16 protein-coding genes are annotated in these 18,838 nt (G+C 61.3%); 9 read left to right on the top strand and 7 right to left on the bottom strand.

The features are described 5' to 3' along the window. Positions 1-72 precede the first annotated feature (72 nt). The 7 genes from C1949_RS12060 (at position 73) to C1949_RS12030 (ending at position 6,759) form a co-directional block, all read left to right on the top strand. On the top strand, positions 73-498 hold the full coding sequence (locus C1949_RS12060; RefSeq protein ID WP_104738727.1) for a hypothetical protein: 426 nt from the start codon (positions 73-75) through the stop codon (positions 496-498). After that, on the top strand, positions 495-1,151 hold the full coding sequence (locus tag C1949_RS12055) for a CDP-alcohol phosphatidyltransferase family protein (RefSeq protein ID WP_104738726.1): 657 nt from the start codon (positions 495-497) through the stop codon (positions 1,149-1,151). The genes C1949_RS12060 and C1949_RS12055 overlap by 4 nt, the downstream gene beginning before the upstream one ends. Beyond that, the gene (locus tag C1949_RS12050) at positions 1,151-2,107 is read left to right on the top strand and encodes a phosphatidate cytidylyltransferase (protein WP_211287134.1); all 957 of its coding nucleotides are present in this window, start codon (positions 1,151-1,153) and stop codon (positions 2,105-2,107) included. The genes C1949_RS12055 and C1949_RS12050 overlap by 1 nt, the downstream gene beginning before the upstream one ends. Positions 2,108-2,114: 7 nt before the next feature. Beyond that, positions 2,115-2,780 (top strand): lysophospholipid acyltransferase family protein, encoded by a 666-nt coding sequence (locus C1949_RS12045; RefSeq protein ID WP_170063064.1) that lies wholly within the window; start codon positions 2,115-2,117, stop codon positions 2,778-2,780. A gap of 203 nt (positions 2,781-2,983) precedes the next feature. Further along, on the top strand, positions 2,984-3,871 hold the full coding sequence (locus C1949_RS12040; RefSeq protein ID WP_104738725.1) for an SH3 domain-containing protein: 888 nt from the start codon (positions 2,984-2,986) through the stop codon (positions 3,869-3,871). Between the two features lie 12 nt (positions 3,872-3,883). Further along, positions 3,884-5,725 (top strand): hypothetical protein, encoded by a 1,842-nt coding sequence (locus tag C1949_RS12035; RefSeq protein WP_104738724.1) that lies wholly within the window; start codon positions 3,884-3,886, stop codon positions 5,723-5,725. Next, entirely contained in the window at positions 5,722-6,759 is a 1,038-nt protein-coding gene (locus C1949_RS12030) for a hypothetical protein (protein ID WP_104738723.1), read from the top strand. The genes C1949_RS12035 and C1949_RS12030 overlap by 4 nt, the downstream gene beginning before the upstream one ends. A gap of 59 nt (positions 6,760-6,818) precedes the next feature. On the opposite strand, the gene C1949_RS12025 is transcribed toward C1949_RS12030, so the two are convergent. From C1949_RS12025 to C1949_RS12015, 3 genes are all read right to left on the bottom strand, one after another. Next, complete coding sequence (locus C1949_RS12025) at positions 6,819-9,626, bottom strand: FAD-binding and (Fe-S)-binding domain-containing protein (RefSeq protein ID WP_104738722.1); 2,808 nt, start codon at positions 9,624-9,626, stop codon at positions 6,819-6,821. Positions 9,627-9,638: 12 nt separating this feature from the next. Continuing rightward, positions 9,639-10,793: an FMN-dependent L-lactate dehydrogenase LldD gene (gene lldD, locus C1949_RS12020; protein ID WP_104738721.1), complete on the bottom strand. Its 1,155-nt coding sequence runs from the start codon at positions 10,791-10,793 to the stop codon at positions 9,639-9,641. Positions 10,794-10,865: 72 nt separating this feature from the next. Continuing rightward, entirely contained in the window at positions 10,866-12,560 is a 1,695-nt protein-coding gene (locus tag C1949_RS12015; protein WP_104738720.1) for an L-lactate permease, read from the bottom strand. Positions 12,561-12,763: 203 nt separating this feature from the next. On the opposite strand from C1949_RS12015, the gene C1949_RS12010 reads away from it, so the two are divergent. Then, on the top strand, positions 12,764-13,540 hold the full coding sequence (locus C1949_RS12010; RefSeq protein ID WP_104738719.1) for a GntR family transcriptional regulator: 777 nt from the start codon (positions 12,764-12,766) through the stop codon (positions 13,538-13,540). Here C1949_RS12010 and C1949_RS12005 read toward each other — a convergent pair. Further along, entirely contained in the window at positions 13,530-14,708 is a 1,179-nt protein-coding gene (locus C1949_RS12005) for a CaiB/BaiF CoA transferase family protein (RefSeq protein ID WP_104738718.1), read from the bottom strand. The two genes, C1949_RS12010 and C1949_RS12005, sit on opposite strands and share 11 nt — an antisense overlap. A gap of 166 nt (positions 14,709-14,874) precedes the next feature. Then, positions 14,875-16,059 carry an acyl-CoA dehydrogenase gene (locus C1949_RS12000; RefSeq protein ID WP_104738717.1) on the bottom strand — a complete coding sequence of 395 codons (1,185 nt, stop codon included), beginning with the start codon at positions 16,057-16,059 and terminating at the stop codon, positions 14,875-14,877. Positions 16,060-16,304: 245 nt separating this feature from the next. Between C1949_RS12000 and C1949_RS11995 the strand changes: the two genes are divergently transcribed. Next, entirely contained in the window at positions 16,305-17,213 is a 909-nt protein-coding gene (locus C1949_RS11995) for a LysR family transcriptional regulator (RefSeq protein WP_104738716.1), read from the top strand. A gap of 217 nt (positions 17,214-17,430) precedes the next feature. Here C1949_RS11995 and C1949_RS11990 read toward each other — a convergent pair whose 3' ends face one another. Continuing rightward, the gene (locus C1949_RS11990; protein WP_104738715.1) at positions 17,431-18,006 is read right to left on the bottom strand and encodes a YceI family protein; all 576 of its coding nucleotides are present in this window, start codon (positions 18,004-18,006) and stop codon (positions 17,431-17,433) included. Beyond that, a complete protein-coding gene (locus C1949_RS11985) occupies positions 18,003-18,578 on the bottom strand; it encodes a cytochrome b (protein ID WP_104738838.1) in 576 nt (191 codons plus the stop codon). Before C1949_RS11985 ends, C1949_RS11990 begins: the two co-directional genes overlap by 4 nt. Positions 18,579-18,838 lie beyond the last annotated feature (260 nt).

Raw genomic sequence — 18,838 nt, 5'->3', positions numbered from 1 at the left:
CCTGCCTGCTCTGCGCGCGGTATTCTGCTCAGCCCGGCACCCGCCGGGACCGTGCAGCAACAGGGAGCGTACATGCCTGCAGCCAACCAAGATGGTGCCAACAGCTGGCGCGGCCGCCTGGTCGCGGTTGTGTTCGCCTTCCTGATCTGGGGCGGCTGGGCGCTGGTGGCCAACTGGCACAGCGACCCCACCCACGCACTGATGGCCGGCCTGCTGCAAGGCACCTTCAGCGGCATCCTCACCCTGCTGATGGCCATGGCCGTCACCACACTGTTTCGCCGCCTGCCGGATAATCCACTGCGCATGCTGCTGCCAGCGCTGCTGATCGTCAGCGTGAGCTTCACCCTGCTCTACTTGCTGCACAGCTGGCATCAGACACCCGCGCTCTGGCAGACCATCATTCCTCCGAGCAGCATGGCCTTCGCCTACTGCCTGTTTCTCAGCGTCCGCCTGCATCGCGAGGCCCGCGCACTCACCCTCAACAACGAGACACCATGACCAGCAATCGCCGCCCACTGAAGATCCGCGATCAGCGGATCATGAACGGCTTCGCCGCCTGGCTCAGCCAGCGCAGCGTTACCCCCAATCAGATTTCCGTACTCAGTGTGATCTGCGCACTGGCCGGCGCGGCTGCGCTGGTCTGGTCCGGCCAGCAGGTGGGCGGCGAGCGCTCGATCTGGCTGATCGTCGCCGCCCTGTGCATTCAGCTGCGCCTGTTGTGCAACCTGTTCGACGGCATGGTGGCAATGGAAGGCGGCAAGCAGACACCGGCAGGCGAGCTGTTCAATGATGTCCCGGACCGCATCGCCGACCCGCTGCTGATCGTCGCCTGCGGCTTCGCCCTGCCCGGCTTCGAGTCGGCTCAATGGCTGGCCTGGCTCGGCGCGCTACTGGCCGTGATGACCGCCTATGTGCGCGTACTGGGCGTCTCGCTCGGGTTGCCTGCCGACTTTCGCGGCCCCATGGCCAAACAGCAGCGCATGGCCTTGCTGACTGGTGCCTGCGTACTGTCTGCATTTGACCCACTGTGGCAGCAACCGGGCCTGATTCTCTGGGTCAGCCTGATCATCATTGCGATCGGCAGTGGCTTGACCGTTCTGCGCCGGCTGATCGGCGCCTATCTGCGACTGGAACGCCGGGGGATTGAATAATGGATATCGGCCTGCCTTTCATGCTTGACCTGACACCCAACACCCTGACCGCCATGCTGGTAGTGGTCGCGATGCTGGTCATCGCCAGCATTACGCAGGTGCTGTTGCGCCCGCGATTGAGTGACGACGGTTACCTGGAACTGAAGCAGCGCATCAACTCCTGGTGGGTAATGGTCGGCGTGGTATTTACCGCACTGATGATCGGCCCCACCGCCTCACTGGTCTTCTTCACCATCCTCAGCTTCATCGCCCTGCGCGAGTTCTTCTCGATTCTGCCGGTACGCGTGACCGACCGCCGGCTGATTCTCGCGCTCTATCTCGCGGTACCACTGCAGTACTACTGGGTGGGGCTTGGCTGGTACGGGATGTTCATCATCTTCATTCCCGTCTACCTGTTCCTGCTGATTCCCTTCGGCCTGCTGATGCTGGGTGAAACCAAGGGCTTTATCCGCGCCGTAGGTTCCTATCAGTGGGCAACCATGACCACCGTCTTCGCCATTAGCCATGTCGCCTATCTGCTAATGCTACCAGCGGAGGAAAACCCGGCGGGCGGTGGCGTCGGGCTGGTGATCTATCTGGTATTCCTGACCCAGTTCAACGATGTGGCCCAGTACATCTGGGGCAAGAAGTTCGGCAACCGCAAGATTGTCCCGGCGATCAGCCCGAACAAGACCTGGGCCGGCTTTCTTGGCGGGGTTGCCACCACCACCCTGTTTGGCGCGGTTCTGGCCCCCTGGCTGACGCCACTCGGCTGGGGCCTTGGCCTGGCTGCGGGCCTGTTGATCGGGCTGGCCGGTTTCATCGGCGACCTGACCGTATCGGCGGTCAAGCGCGACCTGCGCATCAAGGACACCAGCCAGCTGATCCCGGGTCATGGCGGCATTCTCGACCGCATCGACAGCCTGATGTACACCGCGCCGCTGTTCTTCCATTTCCTCGTCTACACCACTTACTGAGGCCGCCATGTCCGTCATCAAGCGCCTGCCCAAACAGCTGTTCTTTCTACTGGTCGTCAAGCCGGTGGTGTACCTGCTGCTCGGCCTGAACATCTACAACAAGCAACGCCTGCCCAGCCACGGCCCGGCGATCCTGGCGGCCAACCACAACAGCCACCTGGATACCCTGGTGCTGATGGCCCTCTACCCGCTCGGCGAGCTGCACCGGGTACGCCCGGTGGCGGCAGCGGATTACTTCCTGCGTAACCGCTTCACCAGTTGGCTGTCGCTGAATTTGATCGGCATCATCCCACTCGACCGACAAGGTCAGGTCGACAAGGATCAAGTCTTCGAACAGTGCCAGCAGGCGCTGGCTGACGGTCAGATTCTGCTGCTGTTCCCCGAGGGCAGCCGCGGCGACCCCGAGCAGCTGCAGCCGCTACGCAAGGGTGTCTACCACCTCGCCCGCAGCCACGCCGGCACTCAGGTCGTCCCCATCGCCATGCACGGCCTCGGGCGCGCACTGCCCAAGGGCGGCTCGATGATCGTACCGTTCAACGCCGATGTGGTGATTGGTGAAGCACTGCTGCCTGGCGACGACAGCAACGCCTTCATGCAGGACCTGCAAACCTCGCTGGAAACCCTGCTGGCACAGTGCATTACCAAACGGGATGCGCGCTGGGAGGATGATTAAGTCGCCCTCGCTGGCAGCTGCGCAATGCGCGACCGTCAATAAACAAGCTATGGTGCCAGATCTCGCTCAAATACTGACGCCATTGTTTTGCCACCACATTTTATAGATAATGCCTTCGCGCTCAGGGATGATCGCCGTTTTCAGGAGCCTAGCTCCTCCTCCCCTGTTCGCGTTGATCATAAATACGCACAGGACCCAGGCCTTTGAAAGCAAATAAGATTTCCCTCGCCATCACCCTCGGCACTGCTATCGCCACCAGCGCAGGCTGCGCGAACCTGTCTGACAATCAGTGGGCCAACAAAGAAAACATCGGAACACTCATTGGCGTCACTGCCGGAGCCCTGCTTGGCAGCCAAGTGGGTAATGGCAACGGCCGCACTGCCGCCATCATCGCGGGCGCTCTTGCCGGTGGCTATCTTGGCAAAACAATTGGCTCCAAGCTGGACGAGCAGGATCGTCAGGCACTCGCGCACCAGACCCAGCAAGCCCTTCAATACTCAGCTGATGGTCAGAGCCGCCAGTGGACCTCCAGCCATAGCGGGGCCAGCGCAACTATTACTGCCGTCAGTAGCGAGACCGTCGAACGCCAGGTTGCAGTGAAACGGGCGCCCAGCGTAGCCGCCGTGCCAAACATGTCGTTGATCAATCAGCCATATCGCTCAACCAAATCGGCGAATGTCCGCAACGCACCGGACATCAACGCGGAGCGCGTCGCCAGCCTGCCCACAGGCACTACATTTACCGCGATAGGCCGGACCGATAATAACTGGATCATGGTTGGCCGCCGCGGCGTCACCGTCGGCTACGTGTATGCACCACTGGTAGAGCAGGTACCTGCCGCAGCGACCGCCAGCACCAACCCAACGGCCGCCGACACCGCCACCGACCTGGACAGCCTTGATGTCGCTACCGCCGCCAGCAAAGGCATTGACCTTGACGCTTTCGACCTGGACGCCATGCCCGTTGAGCAACAAGTAGCAGCACAAACTACCTGCCGGACTCTCAACTACAACATTCGAACCGCCGAGAGTTCCGACTCTCAGACCGTAAAAGCGTGCCAGGCCGACGATGGCGCTTGGGAACTGATCTAAAAGGAAGTCCGCATGAGACGCATTGTCATCCCTAGTCTGTTGGTACTGGCGTCAACGGCCCATGCCGCAGACCACCGCCTGGCATACTCGAAGGCAGAAAATCTTGAAGTGTTCGTGGTACATGCTGACGGCGCGCAATGGTGCAGCGATGCCCTGCAACTGCGCTTCGCCTTCACCAGCGACGAAACCGACTCCAGCGCAGTGGGCCGCGTGCTGCCCAAACTTGGCGGGCTGCTGGCAAGCCAGTGTCCGGCTGCGAGCCAACTCAGTTGGGTCAGCACCGACAGCAGCGGCAACACATTGAACAGCGGCAGCGCCTCGCAGGCCGGAGGCTGGATCGCGCAAACCACCGCACCCGCGCCGGACCCAGTCGCCCCTGCGGCCACTCCGGCCGTTCAAAGTGCAACCACGACCACCGCCAGTCCGCCACCAGTGCCCACGGCTCCTGTTGCTCCTGTCGCGGCACCGGTTGCCGAACCGGCACCGAGTCCGGTCGCAGAAACGGCGCCCGCCACTGAGCCAGCACCTGAGTCGCCCACAGAACCAGCAACGGCCACCGCAGTTGCCGCGCCACCGACTGTTTTCAGCGTGGCAGGCTGGACGCCGCCACTGCAGAAGAACGCGTTTGCTCAGGTCGACTTCCTGACCGAGGTGCGCGATCAGAACGGCTGCCGCTTCCGCCTTGCCGATAAGCTTGAAGATGGCACCGAGAACGTCAGGGCGGTGTCTTCCGGCGTTACCTGCGACGCTGATGGTTATGCCTCAGGCCCCGGTTCGCTGACGCTGACCCGCAGCGACGGTGTGCTGCTCAGTAGAACTGGTGACGCTCATTTCTTGGCTGGTCTGGCGTTCGATGCTCCCGCACCGGCTCTGCCCATCGTCGGCTTCGATCAGGATAGAAACCTGCTGCAGCTACTGCACAGCGAGCCCGCCAGCCAGACCTACTACCTGCTCCGACTGAACCGCAGCTACAACGGCCACTGGCAATCCAACAACGCCACTGTGATTGCTTTGACGGAAAACCGCGACCTTTTCCGCGAACTGGACTCGATCAAGACCACGGTCGATCTAGCCGCCACTCGCCTTGACCAGGTCGCACCAGGCATTCGAAACACCCACCTGTACGCCATGCGTGACCTGAACAAGGGGCTAATGGAAAGAAACAGGGACTTCTGGCTTTACGATATCAGCCTGTCGCGCCACTACCGCAGCAAAAAGTGGGAATACAACCCGCAGCGTGCCACCAACCACCTGTTTGCTTTCGAACGTAAGGAAGCGGAAGAACAACGCAGAGCCGAGGCAGCACGCTTGCGCGAGGAGCAGCGCCAGCGTGAACTGATGGCCCAGCAGGCAGAGCAACAACTTCGCCTGTACAGTCAGCTGCGAAACGACGTTCGCCGGCCCGAAGAACTGTACGCAAGCATGACCGAGGACGCCAGCTACAGCCCAACCGGGTCTGGCAGCTACCTGCGGATGATGCGCGGCGGAACAGCCACCTATAGCCAGATAGTAGAGATCGGCAAGGAGCAGGACGATGGCTGGCTAATTGAGTACCCCTATCAAGCAGTACTATTGAGTAACGAGCAGACCGTCCTAGTCGAAAAAGGCTGGTACCTGATCAAAGGCAGCGCCCAGCTGGATCCCGAGCGCAAAGACGACCAAAACCTACCGCTGACCCTGATTACAGCTGACAGCATCCAGTCTTGCTCAGAAGAACAATGTGCAGACCTGAAAGACCCGTTGGCACTCGCCCGCTACCGGATCGGGAACCCTGACTGGACTCCCGAAGAAGCGGAGGAGCTGATCAAGCGCGCAAGACCGGATCAAGCAGCGACCACAGGAGCAGCACGATGAACAAAAAGATCTTTCTGATTGCCGGAGGAGCCGCTGCCCTGATTGCCGCCACCTACGCCGGGCTATCCGTATACGCCGGTAATAAGGCAGAAAAGAAACTGGAAGACTGGGCCTATGATGCACAAATAGAAAATAGGCTGCACTGGTCCAAAGTATCCTCCAGCCCATTTGGCGGGCGCGTCAGTATATTCGACGTGGAATTGGACATCGGCGACAGTAACGCCGCCATCCGAGCAAAGGAAATCATTGTTAGCGACCTGCTCGACGAGGATGAACGCACCCGAATTCGCCTACAATTCCGTGGTGTCAACGCCGAGCAAGAGGCCTTCTCTGACTTCAGGCAGTTCAGCGCGATAGCCGGGCGAAATATCGACCGCGGTTTCGCTAACGCAGTAGGCGGATTCCAACCTGCGCTCAATAGTGGACTGACTTTCGTCCCACCGTTCGACGTGGACCTGTTTGTCGATGTCGATGATGATGCGGGCGTCGTGGAAACCGCAATCAACGTTGCTCTGCCAGAACTTTTTGACAGCCAAATCAGCTACCGGCTGGCAGGCCAGCGGGGCTTGAATCGCCAGCTGCGAGGCTTGCAGCGCACACTGACATCTGCAGAAAATGGCTACCAGATACTGCAGAGCCTTGAAGAGCTTGGACAGACCATTGACAGGATTGAGATTGAAGCGATCCGTTTTACCATGAAGGACAGAGGGCTTGTCTCCCGCAGCATCGCCTTACAACAGCGCTATAACACACCACTTGACCCAACACGCGGCGACGCGGATAAGCAACGCAGCGAGCACTACGAACGGCAGGTCGAGCAACAGGTAAAGCAATGCGAGCGCGGAGACCTGGCCAGAGACCTGGAAGATGTATGCGAATTGATTAGCGACATTTTGCTGGGCAAGGAGGATGGTTTTGAGCTCAGCATCGAGCCGAAGGAGACCGTTCGGCTTCGTGACCTGAGCAAACTCGACGACTCAAGGACCAGCAGTCGGATGCTAGCGCGCATGAATCTTCAAATTGATAGCCTCTAGTCATAAGCGCTTCCGTCACCCTCGGTGACGGAAGCATTCCACCAAAACACTTAATGACCTCAGTCACTCTTCGGACAGGTAACCCGATCCACCAGATAGACCAGACTGTGATAGTCCACGCCGCTATGGCTGGATAGCCCGATCTCGCAGGTACGGCTGGTTGACACCCCTTCACTGCAATGCTGCACCACCGGTTTCAGTGTGCGCAGCGCGTGATCATTCAGCTCGGGCAGATTGAAGCCCTTGTCGCCGGCAAAGCCGCAGCAGTGAATCCCTTCCGGCACCACGACGTTGGTACTGCAGCGCCGGGCAATCTCGATCAGCGCATGCCCTTCACCCAGATGCTGGGTACTGCAGGTTACGTGCACCGCCACCGGCTGCGCCTGCGGGGTAAACGTCAGGCGCTGGAACAGGTGGGTGCGGATAAAACGCACCGGATCGAAGATATCCAGCCCGTCGGCCTCGCCATCGACCAGACTCAGGGTGCAGGGGCTGGTATCGCAATAGATCGGATCCTGGCCGTTGCGGCTGGCTTCGCGCAGCGCCGCCAGCAGTTCATTACGCTTGGCCTCGGCCTGCTCGGGGTAGCCCTTGGAAGCAAACGGCTGACCGCAGCACAAGCCATCGAGCTGTGCCGGCAGCACCACCTCATATCCGGCCTTTTCCAGCAGTGCGCGGGTCTTATCGATCAGCGGCATTTGCTCGCTGTCGCTGCGCGCGGGGCCCATGCTGCGCGAGATACAGGCCGGCAGGTAGACCACCCGCGGCTTGCCGCTCTGCCACTGATCCAGCAAAGGTACCAGCTTGACCGGCTGCGGCAGTGCCGGCGTCCAGCTCGGCAGGCGCGCACCAGACAGCTTGCGCGCGCCCTCGCTCCAGCGCTGCAGACGCGGTGCGCCGAGCAGGCGGTGGGCCAGATCTGCGGCGCGCAGGGTAAACCGCACGCCCTTGAGTGCACCGGCAAAGTGCTTGGCTAGCCAGGCGGCGCGATCCGGGTAAGCCGCTTGCGAGGCGCGCAGCTCACGCACCAGATCACCGGTGTTAATGCCCACCGGGCAACGCTCGGCGCACAGGCCGGTCGCGGCGCAGCTGTCGATGCCCTGGTATTGGTAGACCGCTTCCAGCTCACGGGTATCGATACCCGCGCGTTTTTTGGCCTGAATATCGCGCCAGATGACGATGCGCTGGCGCGGCGTCAGGGTCAGACCGTTGCTCGGGCAGACCGGTTCACAAAAGCCGCACTCGATGCACTTGTCGACGATGTTGTTCGCTGCCGGCAGCGGCTTGAGGTTTTTCAGGTGAATCTGCGGGTCATCGGACAGCACCACGTCCGGATTGAGAATGCCCTGCGGGTCGAGCAGCCGCTTGATCCGCCACATCAACTGATAGGCATCACTGCCCCATTCCTGCTCGACGAACGGCGCCATATTGCGGCCGGTGCCATGCTCGGCCTTCAGTGAGCCGCCGAATTCGACCGCGACCAGCTCGGCCACATCGCCCATGAAGGCTTCATAACGGGCGACCTGCGCCGGGTCCTCAAACCCTTGGGTAAAGACAAAGTGCAGGTTGCCCTCCAGCGCGTGGCCAAAGATGATCGCCTCGTCGTAACCATGCTTCTCGAACAGCGCGATCAGCCGGTGCACGCCCGCAGCCAATTGCTCAACCGGGAACGTAACGTCTTCGATGATCACGGTGGTTCCGGTCGCGCGCACCGCACCGACGGCCGGGAAGGTACCCTTGCGGATCGCCCACAGCTGGCCGGAGACCGCCGGATCTTCGGTGAAGTCGACCTGCTGCTCGACCGGGAACGGGGCCAGCGCCGAGCGGATCTGCGCCAGTTGCTCGTGCAGCAGCGACTGGCTGGCGGCGCGCGACTCGATCAGCAGCGCGCAAGCGCCGTCCGACAGCCCGGCGACCCAGTCCGGCAGGCCCGGCTGGTTCTGCACCGAGCGCAGACTGCGGCGATCCAGCAGCTCCACCGCGGCCACCGGCTGCTGCTTGAGCACCGGTACTGCGCGGCAGCAGGTGTCCACATCCGGAAACACGATCAGCGCACTGGCTTTGTGCGGGTATTCGGGCACGGTGTTGTAGGTCACCGAGCTGATAAAGCCGAGCGTCCCCTCCGAGCCGACCATCAGGTGGGTGAGGATATCCAGCGGATCATCGAAATCGACCAGCGCGTTGAGCGACAGCCCCGTGGTGTTCTTCAGCCGATACTTGTGACGAATACGCTCGGCCAGCGCCGTGTTGGCGCGGGTTTCGCGCCCCAGTTCGGCCAACTGCTCAAGCAGCGCAGCATGACTCTGGCGAAACGCCGCCACACCACGCTCGTCTTCGCTGTCCAGCACGGTGCCATCGGCCAGCACCAGGCGCATACCGGCCAGCGTCTGGTAGCTGTTCTGAGCCGTGCCGCAGCACATCCCACTGGCGTTATTGGCGACGATGCCGCCGATCTTGCAAGCGTTGATCGAGGCCGGGTCCGGGCCAATCTTGCGCCCCAACGGTGCCAGCACGGCGTTTGCCTGCGCGCCGATTACGCCGGGCTGTAGGCGAATCTGGTTGCCACCATCGCGGATCTCGCGGCCGTTCCAGTAGTCGCCTAGCACGACCAATACCGAGTCGCTGATCGCCTGCCCAGACAGACTCGTTCCCGCCGCCCGGAAGGTAACCGGCACCTGATAGCGCGCGGCCAGATGCAGCAGCCGCACCACCTCAGCCTCTGACTCGACCCGCACCACCAGCTTGGGAATCAGTCGGTAAAAGCTGGCATCGGTGCCAAACGCCAGGGTCGACAGCGGGTCGTCGAACAGACGCTCGGGCGGAATCAGGCGACGGGCGCCGGTCAGAAAGTCGGCAGGCAGGCTCATGCTATCTCCGTATTATTGGCTCAAATGCTGCAGTTCACGCACCAGCAGATCGGCGTTGATCTCGCTGATGGATTTGGCGCCAGTCAGCACCATTGCCACCCGCATCTCTTTTTCAATCAGCTCCAGCAGGTTGGTCACGCCAGCCTGCCCATCAGCCGCCAGCGCGTAAATAAAGGCGCGGCCGAGCATGGTGCAGTCGGCGCCCAGCGCCAGCATGCGCACCACGTCCAAACCGGTACGGATGCCGGAGTCGACCAGAATCTTCAGATCGCCCTTCACCGCATCGGCAATCGGCGGCAACGCGCGGGCACTGGACAGCACACCGTCCAGCTGGCGACCGCCGTGGTTGGAGACGATAATGCCGTCAGCACCGAAGCGGACCGCATCGCGGGCGTCTTCCGGGTCGAGGATCCCCTTGATCACCATCGGGCCGTCCCAGAAATCACGAATCCACTGCAGGTCCTTCCAGGAAATGGAGGCGTCGAAGTTGGCACCCAGCCAGCCCATGTAGTCTTCCAGACCGGTTGGGTTGCCGCGGTAGGCGGAGATATTGCCCAGGTCGTGGGGCTTGCCGAGCAAGCCTACATCAAAGGCCCAGCGCGGGTGCATCACCGCCTGCAGGTAACGACGCATCGCCGCATTCGGACCGCTCATACCCGAGTGCGCGTCACGATAGCGCGCACCGGGCACCGGCATGTCGACGGTGAACACCAGAGTGGTGACGCCCGCTGCCTTGGCGCGCTCCAGCGCATTCTTCATGAATCCGCGATCCTTCAACACGTAGAGCTGGAACCACATGGGACGGCTGATCGCCGGTGCGACTTCTTCAATCGGGCAGACCGAGACGGTCGACAGGGTGAAGGGAATACCCTTGTCAGCCGCTGCGCACGCCGCCTGCACTTCACCACGACGGGCGTACATGCCGGTCAGGCCGACCGGTGACAGCGCTACCGGCATGCTCAGGGTTTCATCGAACAGACGGGTTTCCAGGCTCAGCTCCGACATGTTCTTCAGCACCCGCTGCCGCAGGGCAATACCGGCCAGATCCTCGACGTTCTTCTTCAACGTGTGCTCGGCGTAGGCCCCACCGTCGATATAGTGAAATAGGAACGGAGGCAGTCGGCGCTGGGCGGCGGCGCGGTAATCGGTCGAGGCAGAAATGATCATCAGCAAATTCTCATCGGTTCTTCAACGGGCAACGCCCCGGCAGCCAAGGCCGGGGCGCGAGCAGTCAACACATCAGCCAGCCATCAGCGGATCGCTGACACCCAGCACATAGGCAGCAAACAGTGCAATCAGGCCAGTCATCAGCACATAGTACAGCGTCGGCCAGACAGTCCGGCGCAGGGTAGTCCCCTCACGACCGAGCAGGCCCACAGTCGCCGAGGCGGCAACCACGTTGTGGATCGCCACCATGTTGCCGGCAGCCGCACCCACGGCCTGCACCGCCACGATCAACGCGGTCGACAGGCCAAGGTTGCTGGCCACGCCGAACTGGAACTGGCTGAACATCATGTTCGAGACGGTATTGGAGCCAGCGAGGAATGCGCCCAATGCACCGATGGTCGGCGCCAGCAGCGGGTAGATGCCACCGACGCTGTCGGCCACGTAACGGGCCATCAGAATCGGCATGCTTGGCAGATCTGCCGCGTTCACTCCGGAGTTGATCAGGATGCGCACCATAGGCACGGTAAACAGCAGGACGAAGCCGGCACTCAGCAGCACGCCACCGGACTCGCCAAGCGCCTTGCCCAGCTCACGCACTTTCATGCGATGCAGGAAGAAGGTCGCGATCACCACCATGACCAGAATGCCGCCCGGCAGATACAGTGGCTGCACACCCCCACTCACGCCCGGCTCACCCAGGATGTCGGTAAAGTTGATCGCCACCGACTTGAACGCGGCGCTGACCTCAGGGAACACCCGACTGATCACCAGCAGCACACCGACCAGCAGGTAGGGCAGCCAGGCGCGGAAGCTGCTCATCGGGCGCGCAGTCAACTCTTCCAGCTTCATCTCGACCGTGCCCATCCAGGCCTCCGGCCAGCTGTCGCGGGGCGCAAAGTCCCAGTGACGCTTGGGTACCAGAAAACCGAGACGGGCGGCGGTGGTCACCACTGCCAGACCGACCAGACCACCGATCAAAGACGGAAACTCGGGGCCGAGCAGCACACCGCTGATGAGATAGGGGATAGTCATCGACAGCCCGGCAAACAGGGCAAACGGCAGCACCTCGAATACCGCGCGCCAGCTCTTGTCCTTGCCGAAGAAGCGCACCAGCATGATGACCATAACCAGCGGCATGACCGTACCGACCAGCGCATGCACGATGGCTACCTGGCTGGTGATCAGCTGCAGGTAGGCGTCCCAGCTAGAGCCGCTGGCCGCCAACTGCTCGCCAATCACGGCGTGATCCAGGCCGGTGTTCACACCGACAATGATCGGCGTACCGACCGCACCAAAGGACACCGGCGTGCTCTGTACCAGCATGCCCATCAGCACCGCAGCCATCGCCGGGAAGCCGATCGCCACCAGCAATGGTGCGGCAATCGCTGCCGGCGTACCGAAGCCGGAGGCGCCTTCGATAAAGCAGCCAAACAACCAGGCGATGATGATTGCCTGAATGCGGCGGTCAGGGCTGATGGTGGTAAAGCCGGCACGAATCGCGGTAATGCCACCAGAATGCTTGAGGGTGTTCAGCAGCAGAATCGCGCCAAAAATGATCCACAGCACCCCCACGGTGACAACCAGACCCTGCAGGGTCGACGCCAGCACCCGGTTAAAACTCATATCCCAGACAAACAGCGCAATCCCGGCGCTGAGCAGATACACCAGCGGCATGGCGCGACGCGCCGGCCAACGTAGACCGATCAGCAGCACGCCTGCTAGCAGGATCGGGGCAAAGGCCATGAAGGCAAGAAAACCGGAAGACATGGAGCGCTCCTGTACTTGTTATTGGCGGTCGAGCACCAATTGGTAATACCAATTTACAAAAATGAATGACCAGATTAAAAAAGCACCAGAGGCATGTCAAACCCGCAGCGCTATACTTTGGTATAGATCAGTCCTTACGGGTTGCCTGTAAAGGTCATGCTGGTTACCCTCTTCAGGCGATTGGTCAGACCAAAGGAACAACAATGGAAGTAGGTCAGATTCGGCAGCGCAGACTGTCCGACAATATCGTTGAGCAACTGGAAACCATGATTCTTGAGGGCACACTGCAGCCAGGGCAGCGCCTGCCGGCTGAGCGCGCGCTGGCCGAACAGTTCGGCGTATCCCGCCCGTCGCTGCGCGAGGCAGTACAGAAACTGGTCGCCAAGGGCTTGCTGATCAGCCGCCAGGGCGGCGGCAACTATGTCAGCGATTCACTCGGTTCAAGCTTCAGCGATCCACTGCTCAGCCTGCTCGAAGGTCATCCGGAAGCGCACAGAGACCTGCTGGAGTTCCGCCACACGCTGGAAGCCGACTGCGCCTATTACGCCGCGCTGCGCGCTACCGACCTGGACCGCCAGCACCTGCAGAGCGCCTTTGACGCCCTGCAGGCCTGCTACGCCCGCGAGGGCAAGGCGTCACGCGCCGAGGAAGGCGCCGCCGACGCGCGCTTTCACCTGGCCATTGCCGAAGCCAGCCACAACCTGGTGCTGCTGCACACCATTCGCGGCCTGTTCGACCTGCTCAAACGCAATGTGGTAACCAATATCGGCGGCATGTATGCGCTACGCAGCGAAACCCGGCGGATGCTGGTAGCGCAGCATCAGGCGCTGTTCGACGCCATCATGCAGGGCCGCGCCGACGATGCCAGACGCATCGCCAGCGAGCACATCAGCTACGTGCAGGACGTGCTAGAAGAGCGGGAAGAGGAAAGCAGACGACTGGCCCGCGCGCAAAGACGCGAGCGGCCGATCAGTCGCTGAGCCAGTCAGCGAACACCTCGCTGTTGTGCTCGCCCAGCAGCGGCGGGGGGCGCCGGTAGTCAACCGGTGTGCGCGACAGTCTGATCGGGTTGGCGACCAGATCCACCTCACCGGCCAGCGGATGGGCCATGCGGATACGCGTACCCCGCGCCTGCACCTGCGGATCGGCAAACACCTGCGCCAGATCATTGATCGGCCCGCAGGGTACGCCCGCCTGCTCCAGCGCCGCAATCCACTCAGCAGTCGTGCGAAATACCGTCACCTGGCGAATCAGCGGAATCAGCTCGGCGCGGTTGGCAACCCGAGCAGCGTTGCTGACAAAGCGCGGATCAGTCGCCCACTCCGGGTGCCCCGCCACTTCGCAGAACTTGCGGAACTGGCCGTCGTTACCCACCGTCAGGATGAAGTCGCCATCGGCGGTCGGGAAATCCTGATACGGGACGATGTTCGGATGAGCGTTGCCCAGCCGCCTGGGCGGCACGCCAGTGGTGAGATAGTTCAGCGCCTGGTTACCGAGGCAGGCGATCTGCACATCCAGCAGCGCCAGATCGATGTACTGGCCCTGGCCGCTGCGCTCGCGCTCAGCCAATGCGGCGAGAATGGCATTGCTGGCGTACAGCCCGGTGAGGATATCGGTCAGCGCTACGCCGACCTTGACCGGCCCTGCGCCCTCTTCCTCATCGGCCTTGCCGGTGATGCTCATCAGGCCACCCATGGCCTGAATCATGAAGTCATAGCCTGCGCGTTTGGCATACGGCCCCTGCTGACCGAAACCGGTCACCGAGCAGTAGATCAAACGCGGATTGAGCGCCTGCAGGCTCTGGTAATCCAGCCCATAGGCCGCCAGCCCGCCAACCTTGAAGTTCTCGATCAGCACATCTGCGCGCTGCACCAGCTCACGCACCCGCTGCTGACCTTCAGCCTGGGTGAAGTCGATGGTAATCGAGCGCTTGTTGCGGTTGGCCGACAGAAAGTACGCAGCCTCGGAGGTGTCACGCCCATCCGCGTCGCGCAGATACGGCGGCCCCCAGGCACGGGTGTCGTCACCCGCCCCCGGCCGTTCGACCTTGACCACATCCGCCCCCAGATCCGCCAGCATCTGCCCGGCCCATGGGCCAGCCAGCACACGGGACAGATCGAGGACGCGCAAACCGGATAATGCACTCATGTCGTGAGCTCCAAGCTCCAAGCTTCAAGCGGCAAGCTACAAGCCACAAGCTGGCCGTGCGGAATACGAAAATAAGGGGACTAGCGGTACGCCAATGCAGCGTGAGGAAAACGCGACAAGCCGACCCAACTCGGAACGGCTTGTCGCTTGCAGCTGCCTTAAGGCGTTAGAAAAACGCCTGAAGGCCGGTCTGCGCACGGCCGAGGATCAACGCGTGAACGTCGTGGGTACCTTCATAGGTGTTAACCACTTCCAGGTTGACCACGTGACGGATAACACCGTACTCGTCGGAGATACCGTTACCACCCAGCATGTCACGAGCAACGCGGGCGATGTCCAGCGACTTGCCGCAGGAGTTGCGCTTCATGATCGAGGTGATTTCGACCGCAGCAGTGCCCTCATCCTTCATGCGGCCCAGGCGCAGGCAGCCTTGCAGCGCCAGAGTGATTTCGGTCTGCATGTCAGCCAGCTTCTTCTGTACCAGCTGAGTCTGCGCCAGCGGACGACCAAACTGCAGACGATCCAGAGTGTACTGACGGGCGGTGTGCCAGCAGAACTCGGCCGCCCCCAGCGCGCCCCAGGAGATACCGTAACGGGCAGAGTTCAGACAGGTGAACGGACCTTTCAGACCGGTCACGTGCGGCAGCATGTTCTCTTCCGGCACGAACACATCGTCCATCACGATTTCGCCAGTGATGGAGGTACGCAGGCCAACCTTGCCCTTGATCGCCGGCGCGCTCAGCCCTTTCCAGCCTTTCTCCAGAATGAAGCCACGGATGACGTCGTCGTCGGTTTTTGCCCAGACCACGAACACGTCAGCAATGGGGCTGTTGGTGATCCACATCTTGGCGCCCTTGAGCAGGTAGCCACCTTCGGTGCTACGCGCGCGGGTAACCATGGAGCCCGGGTCGGAGCCGTGGTTCGGCTCGGTCAGACCGAAGCAGCCGATAAACTCACCGCTGGCCAGCTTCGGCAGATACTTCTGCTTCTGCTCTTCACTGCCAAATTCGTTGATCGGCACCATCACCAGCGACGACTGCACGCTCATCATCGAGCGGTAGCCGGAGTCAACGCGCTCAACTTCACGCGCGATCAGGCCGTAGCAGACATAGTTCAGCCCGCTTCCGCCGTACTCCGTCGGAATGGTTGCACCCAGCAGGCCCAGCTCGCCCATTTCACGGAAGATTTCCACGTCGGTCTGCTCGTTGCGGAACGAGTTCAGCACCCGCGGCATAAGCTTGTCCTGGCAGTACTGGCGTGCACTGTCACGCACCATGCGCTCTTCTTCAGTCAGTTGCTGATCCAGCAGCAGCGGATCTTCCCAGTTGAAACTTGCCTTGGATGCGGCCATGAGCTCTCCGATATTCGTTTTATTGGTGATCGGGTTCCACGGGGGAACCGTAAGATGTCAGCGACTCTACGCACAGAGAACACCACAAACAAGCGCCTTTTATGCAGTAACCTGTGCTAAATTGGAACTCCGACAGAAAAACATAGCGATAAGCCGCAAGCTTCAAGCTGCAAGCCACCCCAGCTCCGCGCACGGACAGCTTGCCGCTTGATACTTATAGCTTATAGCCGCTCCGAAGGAGCCCCATGCGTCGCAAAATACCGCCAACCCAGGCCCTGGTCTGCTTTGAGTCCTCTGCCCGTCACGAGAGCTTCACCAAGGCCGCAGAGGAGCTTTCCCTAACCCAAAGCGCTGTGTGCCGGCAGATCGCCAACCTCGAAGCCTTCCTCGACATCCAGCTGTTTCGCCGTACCCGCCGGGGCGTGAAGTTGACAGACGCCGGACAGATTTACAGCCGTCGCATCGCCAGCCGGCTGGATGCTGTCGAGCGCGACACCCTGTCAGTCATGGGCAACCAGGGCACCGCCACGCTGGAGTTGGCCCTGGTCCCCACATTCGGCACCCAGTGGCTGCTGCCACGGCTCAGTCACTTCCTGCGCCAGCATCCGCAGATTACCGTCAACCTGACTAACCGCACACGGCCGTTCCTGTTTGCCGATACCGAATTCGACGCCGCTATCTACTTCGGCGACGGCGACTGGTCGGGTACCCAGACGCACTATCTGATGCCCGAGGCCCCTATCCCCGTCTGCAGCCCGATGCTAATCGCACCCGCCAAAGAGCTGACACCCGACGACATCGCACAACTGCCACTGCTGCAGCAGACCACCCGGCCCTACGCCTGGCGCCAGTGGTTCGCCGCCGCCGACATGCGCGTCGAGCACGACCTTAACGGCACCCGGCTAGAGCTGTTCTCGATGCTCGCGCAAGCGGCGATGCACGGCATGGGTGTCGCGCTGATCCCGCCATTTCTGATCCGCCAGGAGCTGGCCGACGGCCGCCTGATCAGCCCGTGCCCGCGCAGCTTCGAAACTGACAACGGCTACTATCTGGTCATCCCCGAGCGCAAGGCCGAGTCTGCTGCGTTACTGGCGTTTCGCGACTGGATCCTGCAGCAGGCGCAGGCTTATCAAGCTGCAAGTCTCAAGATGTAAGTTATTAGCTGCAAGCGGCAAGCTTCAAGCTGCAAGCAGAACCGGATGGGCGGCGGCGTCCTGAGAGTTTCCGTAGCGTCGAGCAGCTACCTCTGCCTTAAGAAACCCGCGCGATGGAACTCTGCGCGGGTTTGGCTTGCAGCTTAAAGCTTGCCGCTTGCAGCTAAAAAAAAGGGGCCCGAAGGCCCCTGAAGCACACATGAACTAGTTACCTCGATTACTGGCGAACGCCTTCGACAGTAATAATCAGATCGACGGTTTCAGACGCCGGCCCAAGGTTGTAAGTGATACCGAAATCGGCCAACTTCAGCGTGGTGGTCGCGTCAAAGCCGGCGCGATAGCCACCCCAGGGATCATCACCTTCACCGATAAAGTGCGCATCCAGCACCACCGGCTTGGTGACACCGTTGAGGGTCAAATTGCCGGTCACCTTGGCGGTATCATCGCCGGTCATCTCGATGCCGGTGGAAGCAAAGGTGGCAGTGCCGTGCTCGTCAACGTTCAGGAAGTCGGCGCTGCGGATGTGCTTGTCACGCTCGGCGTGGTTGGTGTCCACGCTGGCGGTGTTCAGCGTGACGTTAACGCTGCTGGCCTCGGGCTTGGCTGCGTCCCAGCTGAAGGTGCCGTCGAAGTCGTTGAAGCGGCCGTAGATCCAGCTGTAACCTAGGTGGCTGATCTTGAAGTTGACCGAGGCGTGCTGCCCCTGCTTGTCGATCTGGTAGTCCGCAGCCTGCGCCAGGCCACCTGCCATCATCAAACCACCAAGGGTGGCTGCAACCATCAGTTTCTTCATTTGCCATTCTCCGTCGAGTTGCGCAGCCGCATGCCGAGCATGCGCCGCAGAGTATTGTCCTTGTCGATCAGGTGATGCTTAAGTGCCCCCAGCGCGTGCAGCCCGGCGAGCCCCAGCAGTCCAAGCGCGAGCCAATAGTGCACGGCACCTGCCCGATCAGCCTGTTCCGGCAAGCCGCTGATCAGCGCTGGCACCTCGAACCAACCAAACAGGCTGACACCGCTGCCCTTGGCGGTCGAGATCAGATAGCCGCTGATCACAATGATCAGCATAGCGGCGTACATCAGCCACTGCGCAGTGCCTGCTGCCATACGCTCGACGCGCGAGTGAGTGGGCAACGCTGCCGGCGCCGGAGACAACCAGCGCCACAGCAGACGAACCAGCAACAGAGCCGCAAACACCAGGCCTATGCTCTTGTGCCAGAACGGCGCGCTGGTGTACCAGGGGCTGTAATAGTTAAGGCTGGTCATCCACAGACCAACAGCAGCAAGCCCTACGACCATCACCGCCATTACCCAGTGCAGGCTCGTTGCCAGCCAACCGAATCTGTCCTTGCTGTTACGCCACTGCATAATCACCTCACCTGCGATGGGCGCCATAATCCCATCGACTGGATAAGATAAAAAGCGCAAAAATTGGTTCCCACCAAACAGATTTCTCGATATTTCGGCGCGCCAGCACGCCTTGTTTCGACCGTCAGAAGACATCTCACTGGGCGGCAAATTTAAAAAGGAACTGCTTGATGTTTGCGTGACGAGCCCCAGTCAGGAAGAACACACGGAAGTTGAACGTTTCCGGAATCGCGCGGCTGCGAAATCAGCCTTTCGCCTTC

The organism is Halopseudomonas oceani (assembly GCF_002903165.1).
In the GTDB taxonomy this organism is placed as follows: Bacteria; Pseudomonadota; Gammaproteobacteria; order Pseudomonadales; family Pseudomonadaceae; genus Halopseudomonas; species Halopseudomonas oceani.
This window is presented reverse-complemented; position numbering and strand designations above follow the sequence as displayed.